Annotated in this window: 24 protein-coding genes; 11 read left to right on the top strand and 13 right to left on the bottom strand. The window is 71.7% G+C overall.

Annotated elements, in window-relative coordinates; translation table 11 throughout:
* Nucleotides 1–9 precede the first annotated feature (9 nt).
* From rnhA to ispH, 3 genes are read right to left on the bottom strand one after another with little or no spacing between them, the layout of a single operon-like run.
* Nucleotides 10–459, bottom strand: a complete 450-nt coding sequence (gene rnhA / locus F563_RS0112525) for a ribonuclease HI (protein ID WP_026299546.1) — start codon at nt 457–459, stop codon at nt 10–12.
* Entirely contained in the window at nt 449–1408 is a 960-nt protein-coding gene (locus tag F563_RS0112530) for a homoserine kinase (protein ID WP_019015023.1), read from the bottom strand. Before F563_RS0112530 ends, rnhA begins: the two co-directional genes overlap by 11 nt.
* Nucleotides 1409–1417: 9 nt before the next feature.
* Nucleotides 1418–2368: a 4-hydroxy-3-methylbut-2-enyl diphosphate reductase gene (gene ispH, locus F563_RS0112535; RefSeq protein WP_019015024.1), complete on the bottom strand. Its 951-nt coding sequence runs from the start codon at nt 2366–2368 to the stop codon at nt 1418–1420.
* A 94-nt stretch (nt 2369–2462) separates the two neighbouring features.
* Between ispH and F563_RS0112540 the strand changes: the two genes are divergently transcribed.
* The 10 genes from F563_RS0112540 to F563_RS22470 all read left to right on the top strand — a co-directional run bounded on the left by F563_RS0112540 (nt 2463) and on the right by F563_RS22470 (nt 12462).
* On the top strand, nt 2463–2735 hold the full coding sequence (locus F563_RS0112540; RefSeq protein WP_019015025.1) for a CDGSH iron-sulfur domain-containing protein: 273 nt from the start codon (nt 2463–2465) through the stop codon (nt 2733–2735).
* Nucleotide 2736: 1 nt separating this feature from the next.
* Nucleotides 2737–3297: a hypothetical protein gene (locus tag F563_RS0112545; RefSeq protein ID WP_019015026.1), complete on the top strand. Its 561-nt coding sequence runs from the start codon at nt 2737–2739 to the stop codon at nt 3295–3297.
* Nucleotides 3298–3625: 328 nt separating this feature from the next.
* Nucleotides 3626–4537, top strand: a complete 912-nt coding sequence (locus F563_RS0112550; RefSeq protein WP_019015027.1) for an NAD(P)-dependent oxidoreductase — start codon at nt 3626–3628, stop codon at nt 4535–4537.
* 8 nt (nt 4538–4545) lie between these two features.
* The gene (locus F563_RS22460; RefSeq protein ID WP_019015028.1) at nt 4546–5364 is read left to right on the top strand and encodes a DeoR/GlpR family DNA-binding transcription regulator; all 819 of its coding nucleotides are present in this window, start codon (nt 4546–4548) and stop codon (nt 5362–5364) included.
* Nucleotides 5361–6422, top strand: a complete 1062-nt coding sequence (locus F563_RS0112560) for a four-carbon acid sugar kinase family protein (protein WP_019015029.1) — start codon at nt 5361–5363, stop codon at nt 6420–6422. The genes F563_RS22460 and F563_RS0112560 overlap by 4 nt, the downstream gene beginning before the upstream one ends.
* Nucleotides 6419–7444: a 4-hydroxythreonine-4-phosphate dehydrogenase PdxA gene (gene pdxA / locus F563_RS0112565; protein ID WP_019015030.1), complete on the top strand. Its 1026-nt coding sequence runs from the start codon at nt 6419–6421 to the stop codon at nt 7442–7444. Before F563_RS0112560 ends, pdxA begins: the two co-directional genes overlap by 4 nt.
* Nucleotides 7441–8505: a malate/lactate/ureidoglycolate dehydrogenase gene (locus F563_RS0112570; protein WP_051089381.1), complete on the top strand. Its 1065-nt coding sequence runs from the start codon at nt 7441–7443 to the stop codon at nt 8503–8505. The genes pdxA and F563_RS0112570 overlap by 4 nt, the downstream gene beginning before the upstream one ends.
* A gap of 1 nt (nt 8506) precedes the next feature.
* Nucleotides 8507–9304, top strand: coding sequence for an HpcH/HpaI aldolase family protein (locus F563_RS22465; RefSeq protein ID WP_019015032.1), 798 nt, complete (start codon nt 8507–8509; stop codon nt 9302–9304).
* 135 nt (nt 9305–9439) lie between these two features.
* Nucleotides 9440–10402 carry a TAXI family TRAP transporter solute-binding subunit gene (locus F563_RS0112580; protein ID WP_162140590.1) on the top strand — a complete coding sequence of 321 codons (963 nt, stop codon included), beginning with the start codon at nt 9440–9442 and terminating at the stop codon, nt 10400–10402.
* 56 nt (nt 10403–10458) lie between these two features.
* On the top strand, nt 10459–12462 hold the full coding sequence (locus F563_RS22470) for a TRAP transporter permease (RefSeq protein WP_019015034.1): 2004 nt from the start codon (nt 10459–10461) through the stop codon (nt 12460–12462).
* 33 nt (nt 12463–12495) lie between these two features.
* Here the strand turns inward: F563_RS22470 and F563_RS0112590 are convergent, their stop codons facing one another.
* The 6 genes from F563_RS0112590 to F563_RS22480 all read right to left on the bottom strand — a co-directional run bounded on the left by F563_RS0112590 (nt 12496) and on the right by F563_RS22480 (nt 20024).
* Nucleotides 12496–12765, bottom strand: a complete 270-nt coding sequence (locus F563_RS0112590; protein ID WP_019015035.1) for a hypothetical protein — start codon at nt 12763–12765, stop codon at nt 12496–12498.
* A gap of 135 nt (nt 12766–12900) precedes the next feature.
* Nucleotides 12901–15150, bottom strand: coding sequence for an AbfB domain-containing protein (locus F563_RS24000; protein WP_051089382.1), 2250 nt, complete (start codon nt 15148–15150; stop codon nt 12901–12903).
* A gap of 68 nt (nt 15151–15218) precedes the next feature.
* Nucleotides 15219–15377 (bottom strand): hypothetical protein, encoded by a 159-nt coding sequence (locus F563_RS24860; protein ID WP_019015036.1) that lies wholly within the window; start codon nt 15375–15377, stop codon nt 15219–15221.
* A gap of 136 nt (nt 15378–15513) precedes the next feature.
* Complete coding sequence (locus tag F563_RS0112605; RefSeq protein ID WP_019015037.1) at nt 15514–15990, bottom strand: DUF192 domain-containing protein; 477 nt, start codon at nt 15988–15990, stop codon at nt 15514–15516.
* 39 nt (nt 15991–16029) lie between these two features.
* Nucleotides 16030–18465, bottom strand: coding sequence for a YbcC family protein (locus F563_RS0112610; protein WP_019015038.1), 2436 nt, complete (start codon nt 18463–18465; stop codon nt 16030–16032).
* A complete protein-coding gene (locus F563_RS22480; protein ID WP_019015039.1) occupies nt 18453–20024 on the bottom strand; it encodes a proton-conducting transporter transmembrane domain-containing protein in 1572 nt (523 codons plus the stop codon). Before F563_RS22480 ends, F563_RS0112610 begins: the two co-directional genes overlap by 13 nt.
* A gap of 105 nt (nt 20025–20129) precedes the next feature.
* On the opposite strand from F563_RS22480, the gene F563_RS0112620 reads away from it, so the two are divergent.
* Complete coding sequence (locus tag F563_RS0112620; protein WP_026299548.1) at nt 20130–21017, top strand: LysR family transcriptional regulator; 888 nt, start codon at nt 20130–20132, stop codon at nt 21015–21017.
* Here the strand turns inward: F563_RS0112620 and F563_RS0112625 are convergent.
* From F563_RS0112625 to F563_RS0112640, 4 genes are all read right to left on the bottom strand, one after another.
* Complete coding sequence (locus F563_RS0112625) at nt 20998–21711, bottom strand: cold shock domain-containing protein (protein ID WP_026299549.1); 714 nt, start codon at nt 21709–21711, stop codon at nt 20998–21000. The genes F563_RS0112620 and F563_RS0112625 overlap by 20 nt on opposite strands.
* 119 nt (nt 21712–21830) lie before the next feature.
* The gene (locus F563_RS0112630) at nt 21831–22619 is read right to left on the bottom strand and encodes a gamma-glutamyl-gamma-aminobutyrate hydrolase family protein (RefSeq protein ID WP_019015040.1); all 789 of its coding nucleotides are present in this window, start codon (nt 22617–22619) and stop codon (nt 21831–21833) included.
* Nucleotides 22620–22739: 120 nt separating this feature from the next.
* The gene (locus F563_RS0112635; RefSeq protein ID WP_019015041.1) at nt 22740–23360 is read right to left on the bottom strand and encodes a Maf family protein; all 621 of its coding nucleotides are present in this window, start codon (nt 23358–23360) and stop codon (nt 22740–22742) included.
* Entirely contained in the window at nt 23357–24220 is an 864-nt protein-coding gene (locus F563_RS0112640; RefSeq protein WP_019015042.1) for a pyruvate, water dikinase regulatory protein, read from the bottom strand. Before F563_RS0112640 ends, F563_RS0112635 begins: the two co-directional genes overlap by 4 nt.
* Between the last annotated feature and the right edge of the window lie 139 nt (nt 24221–24359).

Consider the following 24359-nt stretch of genomic DNA (forward strand, 5'->3'; position numbering starts at 1 on the left):
CCCCGCTGATCAGCCGCCGAGCGCCTCGCGCGCGGCAGTCGCGAGCCGGTCGGCGCGCTCGTTCATCGCATCGCCTGCATGACCGCGCACCCAGCGCCAGTCCACCTCGTGGCGCTTCGCCGCCTCCAGCAGCCGCTGCCAGAGATCCTGGTTGGCGACCGGCTGCTTCGCCGCGTTGCGCCAGTTGTTGCGGACCCAGCCCTTCACCCAGCGCGTCACACCGTTGCGGACATACTCGCTGTCGGTGTGGATGATCAGCCGCGCGGGGCGCTTCGGCGCCTCCAGCGCCGCGATCGCGGCGGTCAGCTCCATCCGGTTGTTGGTCGTTTCCGGCTCCGCACCGGAGAGTTCCTTCTCGTGATCGTTCCAGCGCAGCACCACGCCCCAGCCGCCCGGACCGGGATTGGGCCGGCATCCTCCATCCGTCCACGCCTCGATCACGGGACGCTCAGCGGCCATAATCGGCGGCCCCGCGCACCGTGCGGTGGAAGCGCAGCTTGCGCAGATACTCGAGCGGGTCCTTCGGCGTCACGAAGGCCCCCGGAGGGTGATGCAGCCAGTCGTGCAGCCGCGTCAGCAGGAAGCGGATCGCGGCCCCCGCACACAGCGTCGGCAGCGCCTCGGCCTCGGCCGCCGAGAGGGGCCGCTTCGCCTCGTAGGCCGCGATCATCAGCCGGCCCTTGGTGACGTTGAACGACCCGTCCGCCTCGAAGCACCAGGCGTTCAGGCACACCGCAAGGTCGTAGGCGTAGAGATCGGTGCAGGCGAAGTAGAAATCGATCAGCCCCGAGACCCGCTCGTTCAGGAAGAACACGTTGTCGGGAAAGAGGTCGGCATGGATGTGGCCCGCGGGCAGGCCCGACGGCCAGAGGGCGAGAATCGCGCCGAGTGCCGCTTCGAGCTCCGCCGCCAGCCCCTCGCGCACCGTGTCGGCGCGCGGCAGGCACCGGTCGAGCAGCGGCCGCCATCCTGCAGGCCCGAGCGCGTTGGCGCGCCTCAGCGCGAAGCCCGCACCCGCCTCGTGCAGTTGCGCCAGCGCCGCGCCGACGCCGGCGCAGTGCTCGTTGCGGATGCGCCGCGGCCACACGCCGGGCAGGAAGGTGACGATCGCCGCCGGCCGGCCGCAGAGCTCGCGCGCGAGCGCGCCGTCGCGGCACGCGACCGGCAGCGGGCAGGTGACGCCGTGCTTGGCGAGGTGCTGCATCAGCCCGAGGAAATAGGGCAGGTCGGCCGGGTCGACCCGCTTCTCGTAGAGCGTGAGGATGTAGGGCCCGCGATCGGTCACCAGCAGGAAGTTGGAGTTCTCCACCCCCTCGGCGATGCCCTTGAACGAGACCAGCGCGCCGATGTCGTAGTGCGCCAGGAACGCGGCCAGTGCCTCGTCCGAGACCTCGGTGTAGACGGCCATGCGGCGCGATCAGACCGCGAGCGCGGGCGGCAGGCGGAAGATCACCGCCTCCTCGGCGACGCGCACCTCCTCGACATGCACCGAGAAGTGCTCGCGCAGGAGCTCGATCACCTCCTCGACCAGGCTCTCGGGGGCGGAGGCGCCGGCGGTGAGCGCCACCGTCTCGACGCCGTCGAGCGGCACGGCGGCGAGGTCGCGCGCGCGCTGCACCAGGATCGCGCGCTTGCAGCCCGCCCGGCGGGCGACCTCCACGAGCCGCTGCGAGTTCGACGAGTTCGGCGCGCCGATCACCACGGTGAGGTCGGCGCGCGGCGCGATCTCCTTCACCGCGGCCTGGCGGTTGGTGGTGGCGTAGCAGATGTCCTCGCGCCGCGGCCCCTCGATCTCGGGAAAGCGCTCGCGCAGCACGTCGATGATCTCGGCGGTGTCGTCCACCGACAGCGTGGTCTGGGTGATGTAGGCGAGCCCGTCGGAGGTGGGGGGGGTCACGGCGCGCGCCTGCGCCACGTCCTCGACCAGGGTGACGCTGCCCGGCGGCAGCTGGCCGATCGTGCCGATCACCTCCGGGTGGCCGGCATGGCCGATCAGGATCAGGTGGCGCCGCTTCGCGAAGTGCTTCTCGGCCTCGCGGTGCACCTTGGTCACCAGCGGGCAGGTGGCGTCGAGCTGGAACAGCCCGCGCGCCTCGGCCTCGGCGGGGACGGATTTCGGCACGCCATGGGCGCTGAACACCACAGGCACGCCCTGCGGCACCTCGTCGAGCTCCTCGACGAACACCGCGCCCTTGGCCTCCAGGCTCTCGACCACGAAGCGGTTGTGCACGATCTCGTGACGCACATAGACGGGCGGGCCGAAGCGCTTCAGCGCCTCCTCGACGATGCGGATCGCGCGGTCCACCCCGGCGCAGAAGCCGCGCGGGCCGGCCAGCAGGATCTTCAGTTCGGGCTTGTGGTCGGTCATCGTGCTCGCGCTGGTTGCGGCCCTGCGGGCGCATCCGCATAGTGCCCGGCGCGCGCGCCGGTTCAAAGGGTGCATGGCGCGGAGGAGAGCGCAAATGACGGAACCTGTGCGCGAGGGCTTGCCGAAGGTGGCGCAGGCCGCGCCTTATGCGATCGAGGTGAAGGCCGGCGAAAAGTACTGGTGGTGCGCCTGCGGGCTGTCGGCCAAGCAGCCGTTCTGCGACGGCTCGCACAAGGGCACCGGGATCAAGCCGGTGACGTGGAAGGCCGAGAAGGATGAGACAATGTGGTTCTGCGGCTGCAAGCGCACGGGGGCGCAGCCGTTCTGTGACGGGACGCATCATGGGCTTGCCACCGGTGAGGCGTGAAATGCGGGGCGCCGCGGCACTGGCGCTCGCTCTGGCGCTGACCGCCTGCGGCGAGGGTGGGCTGCGCGGCGGGGGCCGCGGCGAGGCGCCTGTCCAGCAGACCCTGCGGCCGGACTGTCCGACCACGGCCGTGCTCGCGGAGGCGGCCGATCTCCGCCGCTATCGCACGCCCGACAGCCAGGATCTGAGCGATCTGGTGCTCAATGCGCGGATCACGGGCCTCTCCGGCGAGTGCGCCTTTGCCGACCGGCGCCGCTCGGTGCGCGTGACGCTCAACCTCTCGATGGATGCGACGCGCGGCCCCGCGGCCGGCGATCGCAGCATCGCGATCCCGTATTTCGTTGCCGTGACGGACGCGCAGGACCGCATCCTCGACAAGGCGGTCTACACGGTCGCCGCCTCCTTCCCGGCCAATCGCAGCCGTGTGCGCATGACCGGCGAGGAGGTCACGCTGACATTGCCGGTCAGTGCCGAGCGGCCGCCCGCGTCCTACACGGTGGTCGTCGGCTTCCAGCTCACCGAAACCGAGCTCGCGCTGAACCGGCGCCTCGGCGTGCGCTGAAGCGCGGTCAAGGCCGCGCCGGATCGCCCCCGGCCCAGGCCTTCGGGGCCGGAACGCCGTCGATGGGCGCGCCGCGGCGGCCCGTTCGATCCTGCCTGGCAAGGCCCGCCTGAGGCCCCGGCGACGCCACCCCATCGGGCGACCAACACATACGGCACAGCGCATCCATCGCCGCCACGCCTGGCGGCGTTCGGCGCGGGCCGGGGGGTTCGCGAGAATCCTGGTCGGGCTCCTCCCCCGCATCCTATTGCGCATTGTTGAACGAAGTTGCACTCTTTTGCTCGCAAGCCGCCGGCACCGCACCGGGGCGCCAAGCCCGGGAGGACACGTGAGCGAGCAGACGCGGGTGGGCTATATCGGCGTCGGCCTGATGGGCCACGGCGCGGCCAAGCACATCCTGCTCAAGGGCCACCCCCTCACCATCCTCGGTCACCGCAACCGCGCGCCGGTGGATGACCTCCTGGCGCGGGGGGCGACGGAGGCGCGCTCGCCGGCCGAACTCGCGCGGGCCAGCGACGTGGTGTTTCTTTGCCTGCCCTCCTCGGTGGAGGTCGAGGCGACCGTGCTCGGCGAGAACGGCGTGCTTGAGGGTTTCCGGCCCGGCGCCATCCTGGTCGACAGCACCTCGGCCGATCCGACCTCGACGCGCCGGCTCGGCCGTATCCTCGCCGAGCGCGGCATCGGCATGGTCGACGCCCCGGTCGGGCGCACCCCGCGCGAGGCCGAACTCGGCAAGCTCTCGACCTTCCTCGGCGGCGACCCGGCACATGTCGCGCGTGTCCGCCCGATCGTCGCATGCTACGCCGACACGATCATCGAGGCGGGCGAGCTTGGCGCCGGGCACACGCTGAAGCTCGTCAACAACTTCATCTCGATCGGCACCTCGGCCGTGATCGCCGAGGCGGTCGCGACCGCGAGCAAGCTCGGCGTCGATCTGCGCAAGCTCTACGAGGTCGTGTCCGCCGGCGGGGCGAACAGCGCGATGTTCCAGATGATGATGCCCTGGGCGCTGGAGGGCGATGACAGCCGGCTGAAGGGGCCGATCCGCATCGCGGCAAAGGACATGCGCACCTATTGCCGCATGGCCGAGGCCGCCCCCGCTCCCGCCTTCGTCGCCCAGGCGTGCAGCCAGGTCTGGCAGATGGCGCTCGCGCAGGGCCACGGCGAGCGGTTCATGCCGGTGCTGCCCGAGATCGTCGCGCGGCTCTCGCGCGGGCACGTGCGCGACCTGCCGGACTGAGCGCCCCGGTGCCGCGCGCGCACCCCTCTGTCCCCGACGATCCGCCGCTCATTCCGGCGGCGCGGCAGGCGCGCATTCTCGACCATCTGAGCAGCCGCGGCGTGGTGGCGATCGCCGAGCTCGCCCGCGCGGTCGGCGTCTCGGCCTCGACCGTGCGACGCGACCTCGACGATCTCGCCGCCAGCGGCCAGCTCCGGCGCACCCATGGCGGTGCGGTCGCCCTCGGGACCGCGCGCACCACCTTCGAGCCCGCGCCCTCGATCGCGCAGCACGCCCATTCGGTCGCGAAACGGGCAATCGGCGAAGCGGCCGCCGCGCTGGTCGAAGCCGGCCAGAGCGTGGTCTTCGACAGCTCCTCGACCGTGCTGGAGGCCGCGCGCGGGGTGGTCGCGCGCGGGCTGGCGATCACGGCCGTGACCAATGACCTGCGCATCGCCGCGGTGCTCGCCGAGGCGCCGCGCATCCGCGTGATCGTGCCGGGCGGCACGCTGCGGCCGGGTTCCCACACGCTCATCGGCGAGCCGGGGGCGAGCTTCGCGCGCGGTCTCGCGGCCGACCTCGCCTTCCTCGGCGCGCATGCGATCGCCGAAGGCACGATCAGCGAGACCTCGATCGAGGTGGCGGGGATCAAGCAGGCGATGGCCGCGGGCGCGCGCCGTCTCGCCGTGCTGGCGGATGCAAGCAAGTTCGGCGCGGTCGCGTTCTGCAAGGTGCTGGCGCTGTCGGCGGGCGACCTGGTCATCACCGATGACGGGATCGACCACGCGGCGAGGACCAGCCTCAGCGCGCGCGGGGTCGTGCTGCAGACCGTGGCGGTGGCAGCATGAGCGGGCTTCGCCTGCTCGCCGACGATCTCACCGGCGCGCTCGACGCGGCCGCGCCGTTCGCCGCAGCGCGCGCAGCGATCGCCGTGCGCTGGCGCACGGAGGACGACGCGGCTGGCGAGCTCGACTGGCCGGACGGCGACGCGGCGCTCTCCACCTCGTCGCGCGCGCTGCCCGAGCCGGAGGCGGTTGGCCGCGTGCACCGCCTCGCACCGGGACTGGCGGCTGGTCGGCCGGCCTTCAAGAAGATCGACAGCCTGCTGCGCGGCAACACCGCCGCCGAGATCGTGGCCGCGCACCGCGCCGGCGGCTTCGCGACCACGCTGGTCGCGCCCGCCTTCCCCGCCCAGGGCCGTTTGGTGCGCGCCGGCCGGCTCCGTATCGTCGCCGGCGGTGGCGCGCAGGACGGCATCGATCTGACGGCGCTGCTCGCCGCGGCCGGAGGAGGGCGCGGCATCACCGTCTGCGACACCGCCGATGACGGCGATCTCGCCCACCTCGTCGCCTCATATCGCCACGATCCAGCCGTGCTCTGGGCGGGCTCCTCGGGCCTCGCGCGCGCCTTCACCGCGGCGGAGCCAACCTCTGCTGTGCCGCAGGCCACGCGCGTCCTGATGGTGACGGGCAGCGCCCATCCGGTTACGCGTCGGCAGATCGCCGCCCTCGCGGCGGCGCAACCGGCGCGCGTGGTCGGCGATGATGGCCGGCAAACGGCGAGCGACATCGCGGGCAGCGTTGCGCAGCGCCTCGCAGCCGGCCCGTCGGCCGTGCTCGACGCGTCGGTCGACAGTTGCCGGATGCGCGCGCTGTTCGCCGCACTCGCCGGGATCCCCCGCCCTGGGCTCCTGATCGTCGCAGGAGGCGATACGCTGCTCCGCCTGCTCGGCGCGCTCGGCTGCCGCAGCATCGCCGTGCATGGCGAGGTCGCGGCCGGGATGCCGCTCTCCACGCTCACCGACGGCGCCTGGGCGGGTGTGCCGCTGATCAGCAAGTCCGGCGCCTTCGCGGATGGTGGGCTGATCGCGCGCCTGCTGGCAGCCGCGGCCGGAGTGCGGCCATGACCGCGCCGCTGATCGCCGTCACCATGGGCGACCCGGCCGGGATCGGGCCGGAGATCGCGCTGAAGGCCGCGCGCGCGCTCGCGCCGCGCATCAGCGTGGGCGCAATCCGTCTCGCGATCGTCGGTTCGGTGGCCGAATTGGCGCGCACCGACGCCGCACTCGGCCTCGGCGCGCGGTTGCGCCCAGGGCTCGCGCCGGCGGTCTGGCCCGAGATCGCGGTGATCGAGACGGCGCCCGCGCGCATGCCGATCGCGTTCGGTGCGGTCTCGGGCGAGGCGGGGCATCTCGCCTACGAGGCGGTCGCGACCGCGGTGCGCCACGCGCTCGCCGGCGACGTCGCCGCGATCGCCACCGCGCCGCTGAACAAGGAGGCGCTCAATCTCGGCGGGCATCGCTACGCCGGCCACACCGACATGCTCGCCGACCTCACGGGCGTGAAGGACAGCTGCATGATGCTGGCGCACGGTGCGCTGCGGGTCACGCATGTCACCACCCATGTGGCACTCGCGCGCGTGCCGGCGCTGCTGACGCCCGAGCGGCTCGACCGGACCCTGCGCCTGACCTTCGAGGCGCTCGGGCGGCTCGGCATCGCTGCGCCGCGCGTCGCGGTCGCGGCCCTCAATCCGCACGCGGGCGAGGGCGGGCTGTTCGGCACCGAGGACGACACGGTCACCGTGCCGGTGCTGCGCGACTGGCGCGCGCGCGGCTTCAAGGTGCACGGCCCCGTTCCGGGCGACACTGTGTTCGTCAAGGCGGCCGCGGGACAGTTCGATGCCGTCGTGGCGATGTATCACGACCAGGGCCACATCCCGGTAAAGCTGCTCGGGTTCCGGATCGATCCGGCCTCGGGCGCGATGGCGGAGCTCGGCGGCGTGAACGTCACGCTCGGCCTGCCGATCATCCGCACCTCGGTCGATCACGGCACCGCGTTCGACATCGCCGGCAGGGGGATCGCCAATCCGTCCAGCATGGTCGAGGCGATCGAGTTCGCCGCGCGGCTCGCGCAAGGTGGGGGGGGATGATGCGCATCGCCGCCGCCGCGCTGCACGACCTGCTCGTCGGGCTGTTCCGCGCCGGCGGGTCGGAGGCGGCGGAGGCGGAGGCGGTCGCCGCGCATCTGGTCGAGGCGAATCTGGTCGGTCACGACAGCCACAGCGCGATCCGCGCGCCCAAGTATCTCGCCTGGGTCGCCGCGGGCGAGTTGCTGCCGAACCGCCATGCCACGATCGCGATCGATGCCGGACCGCTGCTCGTGCTCGATGGCGGCTTCGGCTATGGCCAGGTGATCGGCGCGGAGGCGATGGCGCGCGCGATCGAACGCGTGCGCGCGCACGGCCTCGCATTGATCGGCATCCGCAACAGCGGCCATCTGGGGCGGATCGGCGCCTGGGCCGAGACGCTTGCCGAGGCGGGGCTCGTCTCAGTGCACTTCGTTAACACCTCGGGCTACGGCATCCTGGTCGCGCCGCACGGCGCGACGGAACGCCGCCTCTCCGCCAACCCGATCGCCGCCGGCGCGCCCGGACCTGACGGGCCGATCGTGCTCGACATCGCCACCTCGGCGACGGCGGAGGGCAAGATCCAGGTCGCGCGCAACAAGGGCGAGGCGCTGCCGCCCGGCCTCGTGCTCGACGGCGCAGGCCGGCCGATCACCGATCCGGAGGCGTTCTATCGCGACCCGCCCGGCGCGCTCCTGCCCTTCGGCGGCCACAGGGGCTCGGGCCTGTCGGTGTTCTGCGAGATCCTCGCCGGCAGCCTGACCGGCGGCGAATCGAGCCATGCCGCAAGCCCGACCGCGTGGCGCCTGGTCAACAACATGCTCACGCTTGCGGTCGATCCGGCACGGCTCGGTGACGGCCACGCCTTCGCCGCCGATGTCGCGCGGCTGACCGACTGGGTGCGGAGTGCGCGTCCCGCCACGCCGGGCCAGCGGCCGCTGCTGCCCGGCGAGATCGAGCGGCGCACGCGCGCCGAGCGCCTGCGCGACGGCATCCCGCTCGATCCCGCAACGGTACGGCAGCTCGCCGAGGCGGCGGCGGCCCACGGCGTCGCGCTGCCGGGCGAACTCGCGGAGACCGTGTGAGATGAGCGCGCCGATCCGCCCCAATCCCGTGCGCGAGACACTGCTCGCCGGTGGCACGGCCTGGGGGGTGATGGCATTCGAGTTCTTCACCCCCGGCCTGCCCTTCGTGCTCGCCGCCGCGGGCGCTGAGTTCGTGCTGCTCGACATGGAGCACTCGGGCATCGGCATCGAGACGATCAAGCGGCAGATCGCCTTCGCCAAAGCGGCCGGAATCGTGCCGATGGTGCGTGTGCCCGGGCATGGCTACCACCTCGTCTCGCCCGTGCTCGATGCGGGGGCGCAGGGGATCATGCTGCCGATGACCGAGACCCGTGCGCAGGCCGAGGCGCTGGTGTCCTGGTGCCGCTATCGGCCCGAGGGGAAGCGCGGTCTCGGCTTCGGCGTCGGCCACGACGACTGGCGCGGCGCCGATCCGCGCACGGCGATGCGCGCGGCGAACGAGGCCGTGCTGACGATCGCCCTGATCGAGAGCGCGACCGGTGTGGAGAACGCGCACGAGATCCTCTCCGTGCCGGGGATCGATCTCGCCTGGCTCGGCCACTACGACCTCTCCGACAGCCTCGGCGTCGCCGGCGACTTCGATCACCCGCGCTACCGCGCGGCGGAGGCGCAGCTGATCGAGTCGGCGCGCGCAACCGGCACGCCGCTCGGCTGGGTCGCCAGCGATGCGGACGCCGCCCGCCATGCGCGTGCGCGCGGCTTCCGCTGCCTCTGCATCGGCCACGAGGTCGCGGTGCTGCGCAGCGCGCTCGCCGCGGCCTTCGCCGAGGCGCGAGAGACGGGAGGGCGGGAGCCGTGACGCCCTGTCCCCGTGCGAGCCAGCCGGCGACAGCGGCGCGCATAACGTCCGGACGGACGACACACAGCGGACGTTGCATCACCTTTCCAACGCCGTATGTTGGCGTTCATCATCAACCAAGAACGGGAGGAAACCATGCGTAGACGGGACTTCGCCGGACTGGTGGCGCTCGCGCCGACCATGCTGATCGGCACGCGCCAAGCGCGCGCGCAGACGCGGTTCGTGCGCGTCGCGACGGCCGGCTCGGGCGGCAACTTCTATCGCCTCGGCAGCGGGCTGGCGGCGATCTGGAACGATACCGTGCCCGGTGTCCGGGCTTCGATCCAGGCGACCGGCGGTTCGGTGCAGAACGTCGATCTGCTGGCTGAGCGAGAGGTCGAGATTTCGTACCTCGCAGGGAATGTCGCTGAACTTGCGTTCAAGAACGAAGGCCAGTTCGCGCAGCGCCCGAAGGGCCGCTATGCCGGACTTCGCGCGATCGCGACCCTCTACCCGAACCCGCAATGGTTCCTGGCGATGTCCTGGGCGCCCGAGATCCGGTCCGTGCGCGACCTCAGGGGCAAGCGCGTCTCGGTCGGCATGCAGGGCAGCCAGGGCGAGGCGGTGTGGCGCATGATCATGGGCCATCTGGGCTGGACCTATCGTGACATTCGCGCCGAGTACACCGTGCACCAGGCCGCGATCGACCAGGTGCGCAACCGCCAGATCGATGCGGTGATCTGGCCCGACGCGCCCGGATCGGCGAGCGTGCAGCAGATGATCGACACGGGCTTCGCGCGCCTGATCGACATCGACGAGGACATCATCGCCTTCATGGACAGCGAGGGGCTCGACTACCCCTACACGGTGCCGGCGGAGCACGTGCCGGGCGGCAAACCGTTCCGCACCTTCGCCTCGCCGGCGCTGCTCGCCACGCATGACCAGGTGCCGGCGGATCTCGTGCATCAGCTCACCAAGGCGATGTTCGACAACAAGGCGCGCCTCGAGCAGGTGCACCCGCTCGCGAAGTTCATGACACTCGAGGACGCCTTGAGCGGATTGCCGTTCCCGCTGCATCCCGGTGCCGAGCGGTTCTTCAAGGAGATCGGCAGGGCCTGAGGACGGGCACCCCGCGCCGGACATACGTTCCGGCGTGGGGTGATCGAGGCTGACACGTGGCGAACGACCAAGCACCCCGGGGCACGGCCCGGCCACAGCGCAGGAGCGCGGAGTGGAGTCGACCCGATCTCGCCGGCGAAGGCGAGATCGACGTCAACGCGATCAGCGCCAAGGCGGAGATCCGCGGCGAGACCCGAAATCCCGCTGGGACCTGGGTACCGATCATCCGCGTGGTCGGCATCGCCTCGTCGCTGTTCCACTTCTACACCGCGGGCTATCGGCCGCTGCCCGCGCTGGAGCAGAGGCCGATCCACCTCGCGGTGATGCTGTTCCTCTGCTTCCTGCTCTATCCCGCGACCTCGTGCGGCAAGGACCGCCAGCCGAGCGCACTGGATGTCGTGCTCGCGGTGGTCGGCGCCGCGACCTCGGTCTATCTCGCGGTGATCTACGAGGACTTCGTGCTGCGCGGCGGCATGCCGACCCAGACCGACATCATCGTCGGCACGCTGTTCTGCATCATCGTGGCGGAAGCGGCGCGCCGCACCATGGGAATGTTCCTGCTGGTGCTGGCGGCGATCTTCATCGGCTACCTGTTCGTCGGACCCTGGCTGCCCGACATCCTCGCCCATGGCGGCTTCGGCTTTCGCCGCGTGATCCGCCACATGTACATGTCCACCGAGGGCGTCTACGGCATCGCGCTCGGCGTCTCGGCGACCTATGTCTACCTCTTCATCCTTTTCGGCGCGTTCCTGCAACAATCCGGCACGACCAGCTTCTTCACCAACATCGCCTTCGCCGCCGCCGGACATTCGCCGGGCGGGCCGGCCAAGGTCGGTGTGATCGCCAGCGCGCTGATGGGCACGATCCAGGGTTCGTCGGCGGCGAACGTGGCCTCGACGGGCGTGTTCACCATTCCGCTGATGATGCGGCTGGGTTTCCGAGGCTACTACGCGGCGGCGGTCGAGGCGGTGGCCTCGTGCGGCGGGCAGTTCCTGCCTCCGGTGATGGGCGCCTCGGCCTTCATCATGGCCGAGTATCTCCAGATGCCCTACGCGCAGGTTGCGGCAGGGGCCATGCTGCCCGCGATCCTCTATTACGCCGCCGTCTATCTGCAGGTGCATCTGCGCGCGGTGAAGGTGGGGATGGAGGGGCTGCCGCGGAACCGCCTGCCGAAGGTGAAGCGCGTGCTGCTCCGCCAGGGCCATCTCGTGATCCCGATCTTCGTGCTGATCGGGATGCTGATCATGGGCTTCACCGCCCTGTTCGCGGCCTTCTTCTCGATCCTGACCGTGATCGCGGTCAGCGCGTTCAGGCGCGAGACGCGCATGAACCTCGGCAAGATCTTGGCCGCGCTCGAGGCCGGTGCGCGCAACACCGTCTCGACCGCGATCGCCTGCGCGGGTGTCGGCTTCATCGTCGGCAGTGTCGGGCTTTCCGGGATCGGGCTGCTGTTCACCCAGTCGATCATCGGGCTCGCGCAGGGCGAGCTGCTGCCGGCGATCCTGCTCGCGGCAGGGTGCTCGCTGTTCCTCAGCTTCGGTCTGCCGACCACCTCGGTCTACATCATCACCGCGACCCTGGTCGCGCCGAGCCTCGCGCAGCTGGGCGTGCCGCCGCTCGTCGCCCACCTGTTCTGCTACTACTGGGGTGGGGTGTCGGCGATCACGCCGCCGGTGGCGCTCGCCGCCTATGTCGGCGCCGGCATCGCGGGCGCGCCTGTGATGAAGACGGGCTTCACGGCGATGCGGCTCGGCATGGCCGCCTATCTCGTGCCGTTCATCTATGTCTACTGGCCCGCGCTGGTGATGTGGCACGAGGCGCCGCTCCATCGCGTCGTCCTCGCGTTGATCGGGGGTGCGGTGGGTGTGTTCTGCATGGGCGCGATCGGCGAGCGCTACATCACGCGCGAGCTGCCCTGGACGCAGATGGCCCTGCTGGCGATCGCGATCGTGGCGGTGATGCATCCCGCGGCGATCGCCAACGTGCTCGCGGTGGCGATCGCGCTCGGGGTCGGTGCCTGGGAATGGCGCGCGCGGCCATCACCTGTGAAGGCGAGCTGACGAGCCCACCGACGCGATCGACGCCTCTTCCGTTCATGCTCTCGCGCCGGCGCGGTGGCCCTCGCGAGTGGCGGAGAGCTTTGGGCGCGGTGCCAGCTCATCGCCGGCGGCGCGATCGGCCACGATCTCAATGCCACGAGACACCAAGCGCCGTTCGATTCCCTGGGTGGCGATCCCCGGGCTGTCGCGTGCGATCACTTCCCGCGGCATGGCGAGCACCACGCGCTGGGAACGTTCGACGACGAACTCCGCCGCGGCAGAGGTGGCGGGAGCCAGGTGCATGTCGCGGAGCACGGCTGCCACGCACCGCAGCCGCGCCGGGTAGCCTGAACCCGCGCATCCGCCTGCCAGTGACGGGCGCGTGGACGGAAGGGACCGGGCTCGATGGGCGCCGCGCCGCGTCAGACGGCTCGGGCCCTGGGCCGGCGGCCGTGCCCATCACGGTGCGGCCCAGCGCGGCGGCTGGAGGCGGAAGGTCGCATCGCGCGCAAACGCGGCGTCCTCGCCACGCTCGAGATAGAGAAGGCCGCTGCGGTGGCGCAGGAAGTGGCCAGGATAGTTCTCGGACTCGAACGAGACCAGCGACAGATCGGCGAGTCCGCGCCTCCGGCGGAACGTCGCATCGGCGCGGAGCGTCGCGTCGCTGCCGCGCGCCGCCAGAACCACCTCGAAATTGCGGTGGCGCAAGAAGTAGCCGGGAACGTTGACCGCCTCGAAGCTGATCGCCGTTCCCGAGGCGAGGCCGGGCATCAGGCGGAAGGTGGCGTCCTTCCGATCGAGCTCCGACGCGACGGGGGTTACCTTGGCCCGGAAGTCCTGATGCCGGACAAAACGGCCGGGTGCCGTCAGCGGTTCAAGCGAACCGCGCTCGACCGCGGGCGCGAGATCGGATGAGGCGAGCACCAGCGCCTCGGCGTCACTCCACATCTCTCCGATCCTTGTCCGCCGGTGGGTCCAGACATCACCCGCACGCAGCATCACACGCCCGCGCCCCGTGCTGGCCTTGCTCTCGAAGGCGATGCTGGCCGTCGTGCGATGCTCCGCCGTGACATCCAACCAGTACCAGACCTGATAATCGCCAAATCCGAGCGTTTGCACCGCTGCCAAGCCCAGGTACGCGGTGTCGCCGAAGCGCGCGCCGGCGCGCCATTGCCCATCCTGCCAGTCGCGCCAGTAGTGCTGGAGCTGGGTCCCTTCGATGACGAAGACTTCGTAGTTGTGCAGGGCGGCAGGTGCGTGGTTCTGGAACACGGCTGGCGGGAAGCGGACGTTCGTCCCGAAGGTCGCGCCCTTGCGCCATGTGCCCTCATGCGGGCTGCACCAGTAGTGCTGTACCCGGCCGTTCTCGACGACGAACACCTCATAGTTACCGTTGCAGCGGTTCTGGAACGCCGCTGGCGCCGATCGAACATCGGTGCCGAAGCGACCGCCCTTGCGCCACGTTCCGCCCTTCCAGATCCGCGAGTAGTGCTGAACGGCGCCATCCTCCACCACGAACACCTCGTAGTTGAACCTGAAATCCCAATGCCCTAGGGAGTTCTGGAAGGCTGCCGCGCCAAGGGTGACGTTCCTGCCGATCCGCGCAGCCCGGCGCCACGTGCCGTCGTTCCAGCTTCGCCAGTAATGGGCGAGGGTTCCCTCCTCGACCACGAACACCTCGTAGTTGAACTCACTCGGCGCGGCCCGGTTCTGGAACGCCGCGGGCGCGGAGCGGACCTGGAAACCGAGGCGGTCACCAAGCCGCCACGCCTGATCGCGCGCCCCGCGCCAGTAGTGCCGCACCTGATCGTCGACCCAGGCGAACAGCTCGACGTTGAACAGGCTTGCCGGCGCGCGGTTGAGGAAGACAGCGGGGGCGGAGCCGACGACCCCGACCGCCGCAGGCCCGACGCGACGCCAGGCGCCATCGTGCCAGCGTCGCACATGGTGTGTCACACTGCCGCCTTGCCCCACCACGAACACCTGATAGTCGTATTCCCCGGCGCCGGCGTCGGACGGCAGCAGGCGCACCCGGCTCTCCGGGTCGACGTCGGTGTTGCCGGTCTCGCAGTCCGTCAGGCACAGGCTCGACGCGTTCACGACCCGCACGCTGCAGTGGCTGACGTGGTCCAGCCGCCAGAGCGCGGAGCGGTCCGGCGGACGATCGGTCACGCCGCGCACCGCGCCCGTCTCGGCCTCGCCGACGAGATGCGCGGCACCGAACGCGGAACGAACCGTAAACCACCCGATCGGATAATCAGCGAGCAGGAACTCGCGGAGATACTCGTTCGCGCGCCAGACCGTCTCGATGACCGACCGGTCCGCTGCGTTGGCCGCGAGCTTGCCCTGGCTGTAGCGCCAGAGCGGCAGGCGCGGCTCACCGGAGAACACGGGCGGCCCGAGCAGCATCTGATTGTGGGCAGCGGCGCGTTCGAACAGGCTGCGGTTCTCCTGGAGCACGCTCGCCCAGTTCGGCTTCTCGGGTCGGTAGAGCTGGCCAACCTGCGCATCCTGCAGAGTCGCTGTCGCGAGCAGCGGAACGCCAAGATTGTAGGCCACAGCGACCAGGGCCGCGGAGCGCGCATCCGGCCCTTCGATGCGGCGCTCCATCTTCGCCAGACATCGCTCCAGGCCGCTGATGAGATCGTCGAGCAGATCCGGATCCTTCAGGCCGATATACCGCGCGTAGGTTCGCGCGAATCCGTCCATATCTGCCGCCAGATCCTGCGCCTGCGCGTCGTAGAAGGCGCGAATGATCTGCTGTACTGCCTGCTGGATCAGCTCTGCCGTACTCGGGTCTGGAAAAACACCTTCTTCAGCGCGTCATACGCCTTGCTCAGAAACGATGCAGCTTCGAACGCCAGGCTGATGGCCTTGTATTCCGTCGACTTCTTGACCTCGTCGATCCAGTCGCTGAGCGAGGTTGGCTCGGGCATGAATGGGCTCCCGCGTCTGCCGTCCTGCCGCCGGCAGGAGCCGCGCTACCGCCGGGACGGACCGCAACGGCAAGGATAGCCAGCCGTTTCGTCGCGCTCAATCAATGATCGGAGATCGCCTGAAGCCCGCAACGACCTAACGCGCCGCCCCGAAGATCGGGTGCTCGACACGGTCCCCCACCCGGATGCCGAGCCGCTCGGCCGTACCGGCCGCAAGCTCCAGCGTCGCGCGCACGGGACCGCGGCTGTCGATCGGCGCGAGGCTGTAGGGCACGGTGCGCTCGGCGATCCGGTGCACCCGCCCCTCCTGGGTGATGAACAGCATGTCGAGCGAGGCGATGGTGTTGCGCATCCACATGCTCGACTCGCGCGGCGCACCCCAGTCGAACAGCATCCCGCCATCCGCCGGCACCGAAGGGCGGAACATCAGCCCGACGGTCTGCTGCTGGGCCGTGCGCGCGACCTCGACGCGGAAGCGGTGCCGCGTGCCGTCACGCGTGACGATGACGAGATCCTCGAGCGGCTCGATCACCGGCTGCGGCCCGGTCTGCGCGCGCGCCCCCGCGAGGGGCAGCGAAGCGGCGAACAGGGCGACGAGGCGGCGGCGGCGCATGCCCTCCGTTAGCACGCGCTGCCCCGCGGCGCGAAGCGCTTACCCGAAGGGCCGCGCCTCCCACGCGAGCCCGCCCCGATAGCGCGCCGCCACGCCGCCCGCATCGTCGAGCGCGAACAGGTGCAGCCAGCCATGGTCGGCGAGCGCGCGCAGCCCGTCGTGTTTCGCGAGCACGCCGTCGATCGCCTCGACCGGCGCGGCAACGAACACGGAGAGCCGGAGCGGTTCGTGCACCAGCCGCCGGCCGTCGTGCACCGACTGGAACGGCAGGCCAGGCCGAAGGTCTCCGCCATTGCCGAGGGCGACGCCGACCCGCGCGGTCACGTTGTGCAGGACCTTGTCGCCGCTGCCGAGGGCGGCGTTGTCCACCGACGACCCGTAGTACTGAAGGTTGATCCAGGAGGCGACGATCACCGGCGCGGTGAGGATCAACTCCAACACCGACCGGTCGCGGTCCGCGCGATGGTCGTAGCTGTGCAGGAACACCCTGCCGTCGAGCACGGCCTGCCGCGTCAGGGCGCGCGGGGCGGCGATGAAGGCGGCATTGCCGGCGAGGCCCCATTCCGGCCGCACCTCGGCCCAGTCGCGGCCGCGCCGGCGCACCGCGCGGTCGATCCCTTGGCCCGGGGCGAGGCCGAGCGCGCCCGCCCGTTCCGCCCGCGCACGGCTGCCGGCGGCGGCGAGCGCCGCGCGCAGGCGTTGCAGGGCTTCAAGGTGCGGTACCGACAGCGGCCGCTCCTCGAACACCACGACATCATCCGTGGTGGTGTCGTGCAGCCCGGCGAGGAACACGGTGTCCTCGGGGATGGCGATGCCGCGGCCGGCGAGGCCGACCCGCACGGCCGGATCGTTCAGCACCGCGGCAGCGACCTGCGCATTGGCCTCGCCGGTATGACCGCCGCAGGCGCCGCAATCGAGCGATGCGGCGTGCGGGTTGTTGGTCGTGCCCGCACCGTGGCCGACCAGCAGCACCAGCGGGGCGAACCCCTCGGTCAGCGACATCGCGCGCAGAACCGCCTCGGCCGCGTCGATCCGGGCCGCGGTCGCGAGACCGCTCCGGCCGGCCGGGCCGTGACCCGGCGCGATCGTCGGCGCGAAGGCCGAGGTCAGCGGCGGCGCGGGTGGCGCGAACCCCGCGCGCAGCAGCCTGGCGGCATAGGTGACGCCCAGGCTTTCCACGAAGGGGAACGCGGAGACCATGCCCGAGCGGAACGCCGCCCAGGCGGCGGCGAGACGCTGGCGCAGGCCGAGGCGGGCGCGGGCGGCGGACTCGTCGGCACCCGGCGCCACCGTCTCGCAAATCCGCACCGCCGGCGCGAGCAGGACCGGGCACTGCGCCCGCGCCCGACCGCCGCCGAACGGCGTCACCTCGATGGCGAAGCCGAAGAACCCGGCGAAGCCGAGCGTCTCGACCCCTGGCGCAACGGCTTCCAGCGCACGACGGAACACCTCGGAGCGGACGTCGATGCAGAACACCGCCTGCGCCTCCGCGCGCCCGCGCGCCGGGCCGGCATGGCCGAGGCCCCGCGCGAGACGCCGCTGGAAGGCGACCTCCGCCGCCTCGAGCAGGACGAGATCGACGCTGCGGTCCGCGTCCGCCACCGCCTCGCCGTAGCGCCGCAGCGCCGTCCTCCAGGCACGCGCGGCCGGGGGCGGCGCGCAGTCGAGCGCCGCCGCCTCCGCTGCGAGACGCACCGCAAGCAGTTCCTTCAGTTCGGCCGAAGGCTCCCCGCGCAGCCGCGCGGTCCAGTCCCGCTGCCGGAGGTAGCCCGCCCAGCCTGCGAGATCGGCGAGCGCGCGGTGCATCAGGTTGGTCGTTGCGGACCCGGTCACGCCCAGGCGATCGCAGGCGGCGGCGATCGCCGCGAGAGGTTCCGCGGGCAGTGCCGCCAGGGCCGCGCGGAAGCCCGCCAGCCCGGCGCGCTCCGGCGCCCGGTCGTGCATCGCCGCGGCACGCCAGGCCGCGTAGAGCGGCCGGTCCCGCCACGGCATGCGCCACCCCGCCTGCCCGGCATCGCAGTAGGCGGCGCACCAGTGCGCGATCCGATCGGCGAGCAGCCGTGGCGGCAGCCCGGCGTGCTCGGCGAGCAGGTCGGAAACGAGCGGCAGGGGCTCCGGCAGCGGTGGCGCCTCCGCCGATGCCGCGGCGATGATCCCGTCCGGCTCCGCTGCCATGCCGAGGCGCGCGAGCGCCGTCGCGATGTCCTCGCGCGTGATGGCACCCGCCGCGATCCGTCCCTGCCAGTAGCGGCGCGGCATGAGCATCCGCGCGCCCGCCGTCACCGCCATCGCCGGGACCGCCGCCGGGAAGGGCAGATCGGCGACGCCGAGGAACGGGTTGACGGCGACGAAGCTGTCGAGCGGCCAGAGGGGCGCGATGCGCGAACAGGCGGTCTCGACCGCCCGGTCGAGGGCGAGGGCGGTCTCCTCCTCGGACTCAGCCGAGAGGGTCGGCGCGAAGGTCACGGCGTCCATGCGGCAGGCTCCTTGGCGGCGGGAAGCAGCAGGCGGCGGGCGAGGCGGTTCGCCAGCACGTCGAGATAGAGGCCCGAGGCGAGATGCACGTAGGCGGCCTGCCAGCGCGGGTCGGCGGCGCGATGGGGCAGCTCGGCCTGGCCGAGCACGAGCAATGCGGCGGCGAGGCCGAGGGCGGCCGCGACGACCGCCGCGACCGGGCCGCCGGGGCCGACAGGCACCACCTCGGCGAGCAGCAGGGCGGCGGCGGTCTGGGCAACGACGAAACCGAGCGCGACCGCGGCGGCGATCGCGACGCCGCGCGCCAGGGCCGCCCGATCCGACCCGCCCGCCGAGGCGTGCCAGACCAGATGCACGAGGCCGAAGGCCAGGACGAGACCGAACAGCACCGGCCCGGGCGCGGCGATCGGATCGACGCCGAGCACGGCGGCGCCGCCGAGCACCGCGAGCGCCGCGACACCGAGCCACAGCGCGAGCCGGGCCGGCCGGCGCGGCGCCTCGGTCCATGCGGCCGGCTCGCGCACCACCGACCCGGCGGCGAGGAAGGCGTAGGCCTTGTAGAGCCCGTGCGCGACGATGTGCAGGAAGGCGGCGTGGAACGCCCCGAGGCCGCATTGCAGGGTCATGAACCCCATCTGAGCGATGGTGGACCAGGCGAGCGCGACCTTGACCCCGGTTTGCGCCTGCATCACGGCCGCGCCGAACAGCGCGGTCGCGGCGCCGAACGCGGCGAGCAGCAGCAGCACCGGGTCGCTGAGCAGCACGACATCGGCAAGGCGGATGACCAGGTAGCCACCGGCGTTGACGATGCCCGCATGCAGCAGGGCCGAAACCGGCGTCGGCGTCTCCATGACCTCCGGCACCCAGACGTGGAACGGCGCCTGGGCCGACTTGATCACGGCGGCGAGGGCGATCTGCACCGCGGCGACGGCGAGCCCATCCGGCACGACGCCGCTGGCCCCGGCCTGCCGCGCCGCAGCCAGCACAGCCTCGAGCGAGGTCGCGCCGATGCTGCTCGCCAGGATCGCGATGGCGACGATCAGGCAGAGATCGCCCAGTCGGCTGAGCACGAACTTCTTGCGCGCGGCGAGCTGCGCCTGCGTTCGTTCCGGGAAGAAGACCAGCAGCCGATGCAGGGCGAGACTCGTGGCGATCCAGGCGGCCGCGAGCAGCACCAGGTCGCCGGCGACGACAAGAACCTGCACCGCGCCGACGGTCAGCGCGAGATCCGCGAGGAAGGCGTCGCGCCGCGGGTGTCCGTCCAGATAGGTGCGGCTGTAGCGCAGCACGACGAGGCCGAGCCCCGCGACCAGCAGCAGCATGGTCGCCGACAGCGCATCGAGCCGCGCGAGCCGCGCCGCCGCGCCCTGCGTGCCGTCCGCGCCGGCCAGCAGTGCCACGGCGGCCGCGAGCGCGCCGGCGAGGGCGACCCACCCTGCGGCCGGCGCCAGCACGCCGAGGAGCGGTCGGCCGCCGGCGGCGCGACGCGGCAGGAGGGCCACGGCGACGCAGACGAGCGGGCCGATCAGAGCGAGCAGGCTGGGCAAGGCATCGGGCATGGCGGGGAATCCGGACCGGGGCTGACGCCACGCCCCGTACACCGACCAGTGCTTCAGGAAAAATTCAATGTATGATCCGATGCGTTCTACAGAAGCGAACGATCCATGCCCGCCCTGAACTACCGCCACCTGCGCTACTTCCGCGCGATCGCCCGCGAGGGCAGCCTGACCGGCGCGGCGCGGCGGCTGAACGTCGCCCCGTCCGCGCTGTCGATCCAACTGCGCGCCCTCGAGGATGCGCTCGGCCATCCGCTGTTCGAACGCACCGGCCGCACGCTGAAGCTCACGGAAGCAGGGCGCATCGCGCTCGACCATGCCGAGACGATCTTCCGCACCGGCGACGACCTCGTCGCCCGGCTCAAGGGCCAGGCGGCGGCGCAACAGGTGCTGCGCATCGGCGCCGTCGCGACGCTCTCGCGGAACTTCCAGCTCGGGCTGCTCGGTCCGCTGATCGGTCGGGAGGACGTGGAACTGGTCGTGCGCTCAGGCGGCCTCGCCGAGCTGCTGGCGCAGCTGGCGGCGCATCAGCTCGACCTCGTGCTGTCGAATGCGCCGATGCCCCGGGACGCCGAGACGCCGTGGCAGAGCCTGCTGCTCGACCAGCAGCCGGTCAGCCTCGTCGGCCGGGCGCGGCGGCGGCGGTTCCGGTTTCCCGCCGACCTCGACGGGGCGCCGATGGTGCTGCCCTCGCCGGCATCGGCGCTGCGCACGGCCTTCGACCTGCTGGTCGAACAGGCGGGCGTGCGGCCGCGCATCCTGGCCGAGATCGACGACATGGCGATGCTGCGGCTGTTCGCGCGCGAGAGCCCTGCCCTCGCGCTCGTGCCCCCGGTCGTGGTGCGCGACGAACTGGCGAGCGGGCGGCTGCGCGAACTCTGCGTGGTCCCCGGTCTGACCGAGACCTTCTACGGGATCACCTTGAGCCGGCGCTTCCCGAACCCGCTCCTGCGCGCGGTCCTGCGCGCGGGGAGCGCTACAGAACCTCGACGCTGAGCGCCTGGCGACCCTTCGGCCCCGTCACCACGGTCGCCTTGACGCGACGGCCGGGCGTCAGGCTCTCCGGCGTGATCGCGCCGAGCGCGCGCAGCGGCACGAACACATCCGTGCCGTTCTCCGGCACGATGAAGCCGAAGCCCTTGCGCACGTCGAAGAACTTCACCGTGCCGGCAACGATCTCGGACGGACCGTCGGGAGTGAAGGGGCGTGCGCCGAACTCGCGCCGCGGCGGACGATCGCCCATGCCGCCGCCGAACCCGCCGCCGCCGAAGTCGCGCCGCGGCGGACGGTCGCCGAACTCGCGCCGCGGCGGACGGTCGCCGAAGCCACCGCCACCGAACCCGCCGCCACCACCGAAGTCGCGGCGCGGCGGGCGATCGCCGAAGTCGCGCCGCGGCGGACGGTCGCCGAACTCGCGGCGCGGCGGACGATCGCCGCCTTCGGGGATCGGCGCGGCCCCGTGCTTGACCTCGAGGATGCGCGTGACCTGCCGGCCGCGCGGCACCTCGCCGACCTCGCAGACCAGCACGTCGCCCTGGTCCACTGCGGTCAGCCCGAGCGGGGTCAGCGAACTGACGTGGAAGAACACGTCCTGCCCGTCGGGCAGGGTCACGAAGCCGAAGCCCTTCGCACGATTGAAGAACTTCACGGGCGCTTCCAGCGAAGCGCCTTCGGGGATGTCGTCGTCCAAGGGGTGAGCCTGCCTGCGCGGGTGTTATCCGGTTCGTCTCCAGTCGGCACCATAACCGACTCGTGCGGGATGCTACAGCCCCTCTTTGTGCGTCGCACGGGGGCGGCCGCGACCGGGTCCTATTCGGCGGCCAGCGCCACGCTCCGCTGCCCGGCCCGGGCCTCTGCCCGCGCGCGGGCGGCCGCGCCGAACGCCTCGAAGATGGCGCGGCTGGCCGCATCCGTCTCGAAATCGTACTCCGGATGCCACTGCACGCCGAGCGCGAAGCCGGGCGCGCCCGGCAGCATCACCGCCTCGATCGTGCCGTCCGGCGCCGTCGCCTCGACGCGCAGCCCGGGGGCGAGGACGGCGATCCCCTGATTGTGAAGACTGTTCACCGCAAGGTGCTGTCCGCCGACGATGGCGGCCAGCGGCGAACCCGTCCGGATCGCGACACGATGCGCCTTGCCGGTGCGCACCGCCGGCAGCGCCTGCTCCGACGGTGTCGAATGGTCCATCCGACCCGGCAGGTCCTGGATGCGCTGGTCGAGCGTGCCGCCGAGCGCGACGTTCAGTTCCTGCATCCCGCGGCAGATCGCGAGCAGCGGCACGCCCTCGGCGACCGCCGCACGGATCAGCGGCAGGGTGACGGCATCGCGCGCCGGATCCTCGGGCGTGCCGTCAGGGTGCGGCGGGCCGCCATAGCGGGCCGGCTCGACGTTGCTGCGGCTGCCGGTGAGCACCAGCCCGTCCAGGATGCCCAGCCAGGCATGCACGTCCGCCCGCTCGCCCATCGCCGGGATCAGGCAGGGCAGCCCGCCGACGATCAGGTCGACGGCGCGGATATAGGTGTCGGACGCCGCGTGGTTCGGTGTCGCGAAGATGCCGAACGGCTTGACGCAGCAGGAGATCCCGATGACGGGCTTCATGGGTGGCAGGTCGTGCTCACGGTCGCCGACACGATACGACAGTATCCGCGACCGATTGCGGCACGGTAAAGACCGGATCGCCGCCGCACCGTCATCACCAGCGCGCATGGGTGGGCGCGATCAGTCCGTGAGCACCCCGTGCTGGCGCAGGAAGCCCAGCAGCGGCAGGAGCGGCAGGCCCAGGATCGCCCCGTGCTCGCCCTCGATCGCCGAGAACAGACGGATGCCGAGCCCTTCCACCTGGTAGGCGCCGACACTCCGCGTCACCGCCTCGCCCACGGCATCAAGGTAGGCGTCGATGGCGACATCGCTCAGGGCGCGCATCACGAGACGGGGCGTGGCGACATGCTGCCAGACGCGCACCCCGCCGCGCAGGCACAGGATCGCCGTGACCAGCGTGTGGCGCTGGCCGGCGAGCGCGCGCAACTGCTCGCGCGCGCCCGCACGGTCCGTCGGCTTGTCGAACCAGCGCTCGCCGCAGACCAGGATCTGATCGGCGCCGATCACGAGCGCGCCCGGCTGGCGCTCGCTGATGCGCCGCGCCTTCAGCTCGGCGAGCAGCAGGGCGCACTCCGCCGGATCGAGCCCGTCGGCGCGCGCGCTCTCCTTGATCGCCGCCTCGTCCACACCGGGCGCCGCGGTCTCGAAGGCGAGCCCGGCGGCGCGCAGCAGCGCCGCACGGGTGGCCGAACCGGACGCGAGCACCAGCGGCGGGGCCTCCGCCTGCAGCAGGCCGTTCACGGCGAGGGGCCGGTCGGCCGTGCGCCCTCGGCCCGGCGCCGCTCCCAGGTCTCCATGAGCTGGATGACGGTGGTGGCGGTCTCCTCGATAGACCGCCGGGTGACGTCGATCACCGGCCAGCCGCGCGCCGCGCAGAGCCGCTTGGCGGCGACCAACTCGCGCTTGACCTCCTCCGGATCGATGTACGCGCTCTCAGCCACATGGGTGCGGGGCGCGCCGATCATGCTCAGCCGGTGGCGGCGGATCTCGATCAGCGCCTCCACCGCGATGGTGAGGCCGATGATCGGCCGCTCGGCGCGGTCCAGCACCGCCGGCGGAGGCACGCCCGGGATGAGCGGAATATTGGCCGCCTTGATGCCACGGTTGGCCAGATAGAAGCTGGTCGGGGTCTTCGAGCTGCGCGACACGCCGACCAGGATCACATCGGCCTCCAGGATTCCTTCCTCGCCCTGGCCGTCGTCATGCGCGAGCACGTAATGCATCGCGTCGATCCGGCGGAAATAGTCGGCATCCAGCACGTATTGCCGCCCAGGCTTGCCCGCACTCGCGGTGCCCACATACGCGGTCAGCATGTCGAGCGTCGGATCGAGCACCGACACCGCCGGCAGGCCGAGCCGCTGGCAGAAGCTCTCCAGTTCGGCGCGCAGGCTGCGATCGGTGAGCGTGTAGAGCACGGGCCCGGGCTCGTGCTCGATGCCGTCCAGAACCCGGTCGAGCTGGAACCGGCTGCGGATCAACGGCCAGCGATGCTGCACCGCTGCGATGCCCTCGTACTGGCTCAGACAGGCACGGGCGAGGCTGTTCAAGGTCTCGCCGGTGGCGTCGGAGATCAGATGCAGGTCGATCCGTCTGCTGGACATGATGCGAAGCTGGCCCGCCTGTGGATCGCTGTTGGACCTGGGGACAACGTCCACCCGGGGCCGCACCGGCCGATCGGTCACGCCGAGAAGGTGCAGCCTGCGGCATCCGGACGGTACAGGGGACGATGCCGACAGGAGA

Source organism: Elioraea tepidiphila DSM 17972 (assembly GCF_000378465.1).
Classification (GTDB): domain Bacteria; phylum Pseudomonadota; class Alphaproteobacteria; order Acetobacterales; family Acetobacteraceae; genus Elioraea; species Elioraea tepidiphila.

What these genes read in the sequence shown, in the direction of transcription:
- F563_RS0112610 (WP_019015038.1), bottom strand. Translation starts at nt 18,465, where the DNA reads ATGGACGCCGTGACCTTCGCGCCGACCCTCTCGGCTGAGTCCGAGGAG.
- pdxA (WP_019015030.1), top strand. Translation starts at nt 6,419, where the DNA reads ATGACCGCGCCGCTGATCGCCGTCACCATGGGCGACCCGGCCGGGATC.
- F563_RS22465 (WP_019015032.1), top strand. Translation starts at nt 8,507, where the DNA reads ATGAGCGCGCCGATCCGCCCCAATCCCGTGCGCGAGACACTGCTCGCC.
- F563_RS22480 (WP_019015039.1), bottom strand. Translation starts at nt 20,024, where the DNA reads ATGCCCGATGCCTTGCCCAGCCTGCTCGCTCTGATCGGCCCGCTCGTC.
- F563_RS0112605 (WP_019015037.1), bottom strand. Translation starts at nt 15,990, where the DNA reads ATGCGCCGCCGCCGCCTCGTCGCCCTGTTCGCCGCTTCGCTGCCCCTC.
- F563_RS0112570 (WP_051089381.1), top strand. Translation starts at nt 7,441, where the DNA reads ATGATGCGCATCGCCGCCGCCGCGCTGCACGACCTGCTCGTCGGGCTG.
- rnhA (WP_026299546.1), bottom strand. Translation starts at nt 459, where the DNA reads ATGGCCGCTGAGCGTCCCGTGATCGAGGCGTGGACGGATGGAGGATGC.
- F563_RS0112560 (WP_019015029.1), top strand. Translation starts at nt 5,361, where the DNA reads ATGAGCGGGCTTCGCCTGCTCGCCGACGATCTCACCGGCGCGCTCGAC.
- F563_RS0112540 (WP_019015025.1), top strand. Translation starts at nt 2,463, where the DNA reads ATGACGGAACCTGTGCGCGAGGGCTTGCCGAAGGTGGCGCAGGCCGCG.
- F563_RS0112530 (WP_019015023.1), bottom strand. Translation starts at nt 1,408, where the DNA reads ATGGCCGTCTACACCGAGGTCTCGGACGAGGCACTGGCCGCGTTCCTG.
- F563_RS0112640 (WP_019015042.1), bottom strand. Translation starts at nt 24,220, where the DNA reads ATGTCCAGCAGACGGATCGACCTGCATCTGATCTCCGACGCCACCGGC.
- F563_RS24000 (WP_051089382.1), bottom strand. Translation starts at nt 15,150, where the DNA reads ATGGACGGATTCGCGCGAACCTACGCGCGGTATATCGGCCTGAAGGAT.
- ispH (WP_019015024.1), bottom strand. Translation starts at nt 2,368, where the DNA reads ATGACCGACCACAAGCCCGAACTGAAGATCCTGCTGGCCGGCCCGCGC.
- F563_RS24860 (WP_019015036.1), bottom strand. Translation starts at nt 15,377, where the DNA reads ATGCCCGAGCCAACCTCGCTCAGCGACTGGATCGACGAGGTCAAGAAG.
- F563_RS0112580 (WP_162140590.1), top strand. Translation starts at nt 9,440, where the DNA reads ATGCGTAGACGGGACTTCGCCGGACTGGTGGCGCTCGCGCCGACCATG.
- F563_RS0112630 (WP_019015040.1), bottom strand. Translation starts at nt 22,619, where the DNA reads ATGAAGCCCGTCATCGGGATCTCCTGCTGCGTCAAGCCGTTCGGCATC.
- F563_RS0112620 (WP_026299548.1), top strand. Translation starts at nt 20,130, where the DNA reads ATGCCCGCCCTGAACTACCGCCACCTGCGCTACTTCCGCGCGATCGCC.
- F563_RS0112545 (WP_019015026.1), top strand. Translation starts at nt 2,737, where the DNA reads ATGCGGGGCGCCGCGGCACTGGCGCTCGCTCTGGCGCTGACCGCCTGC.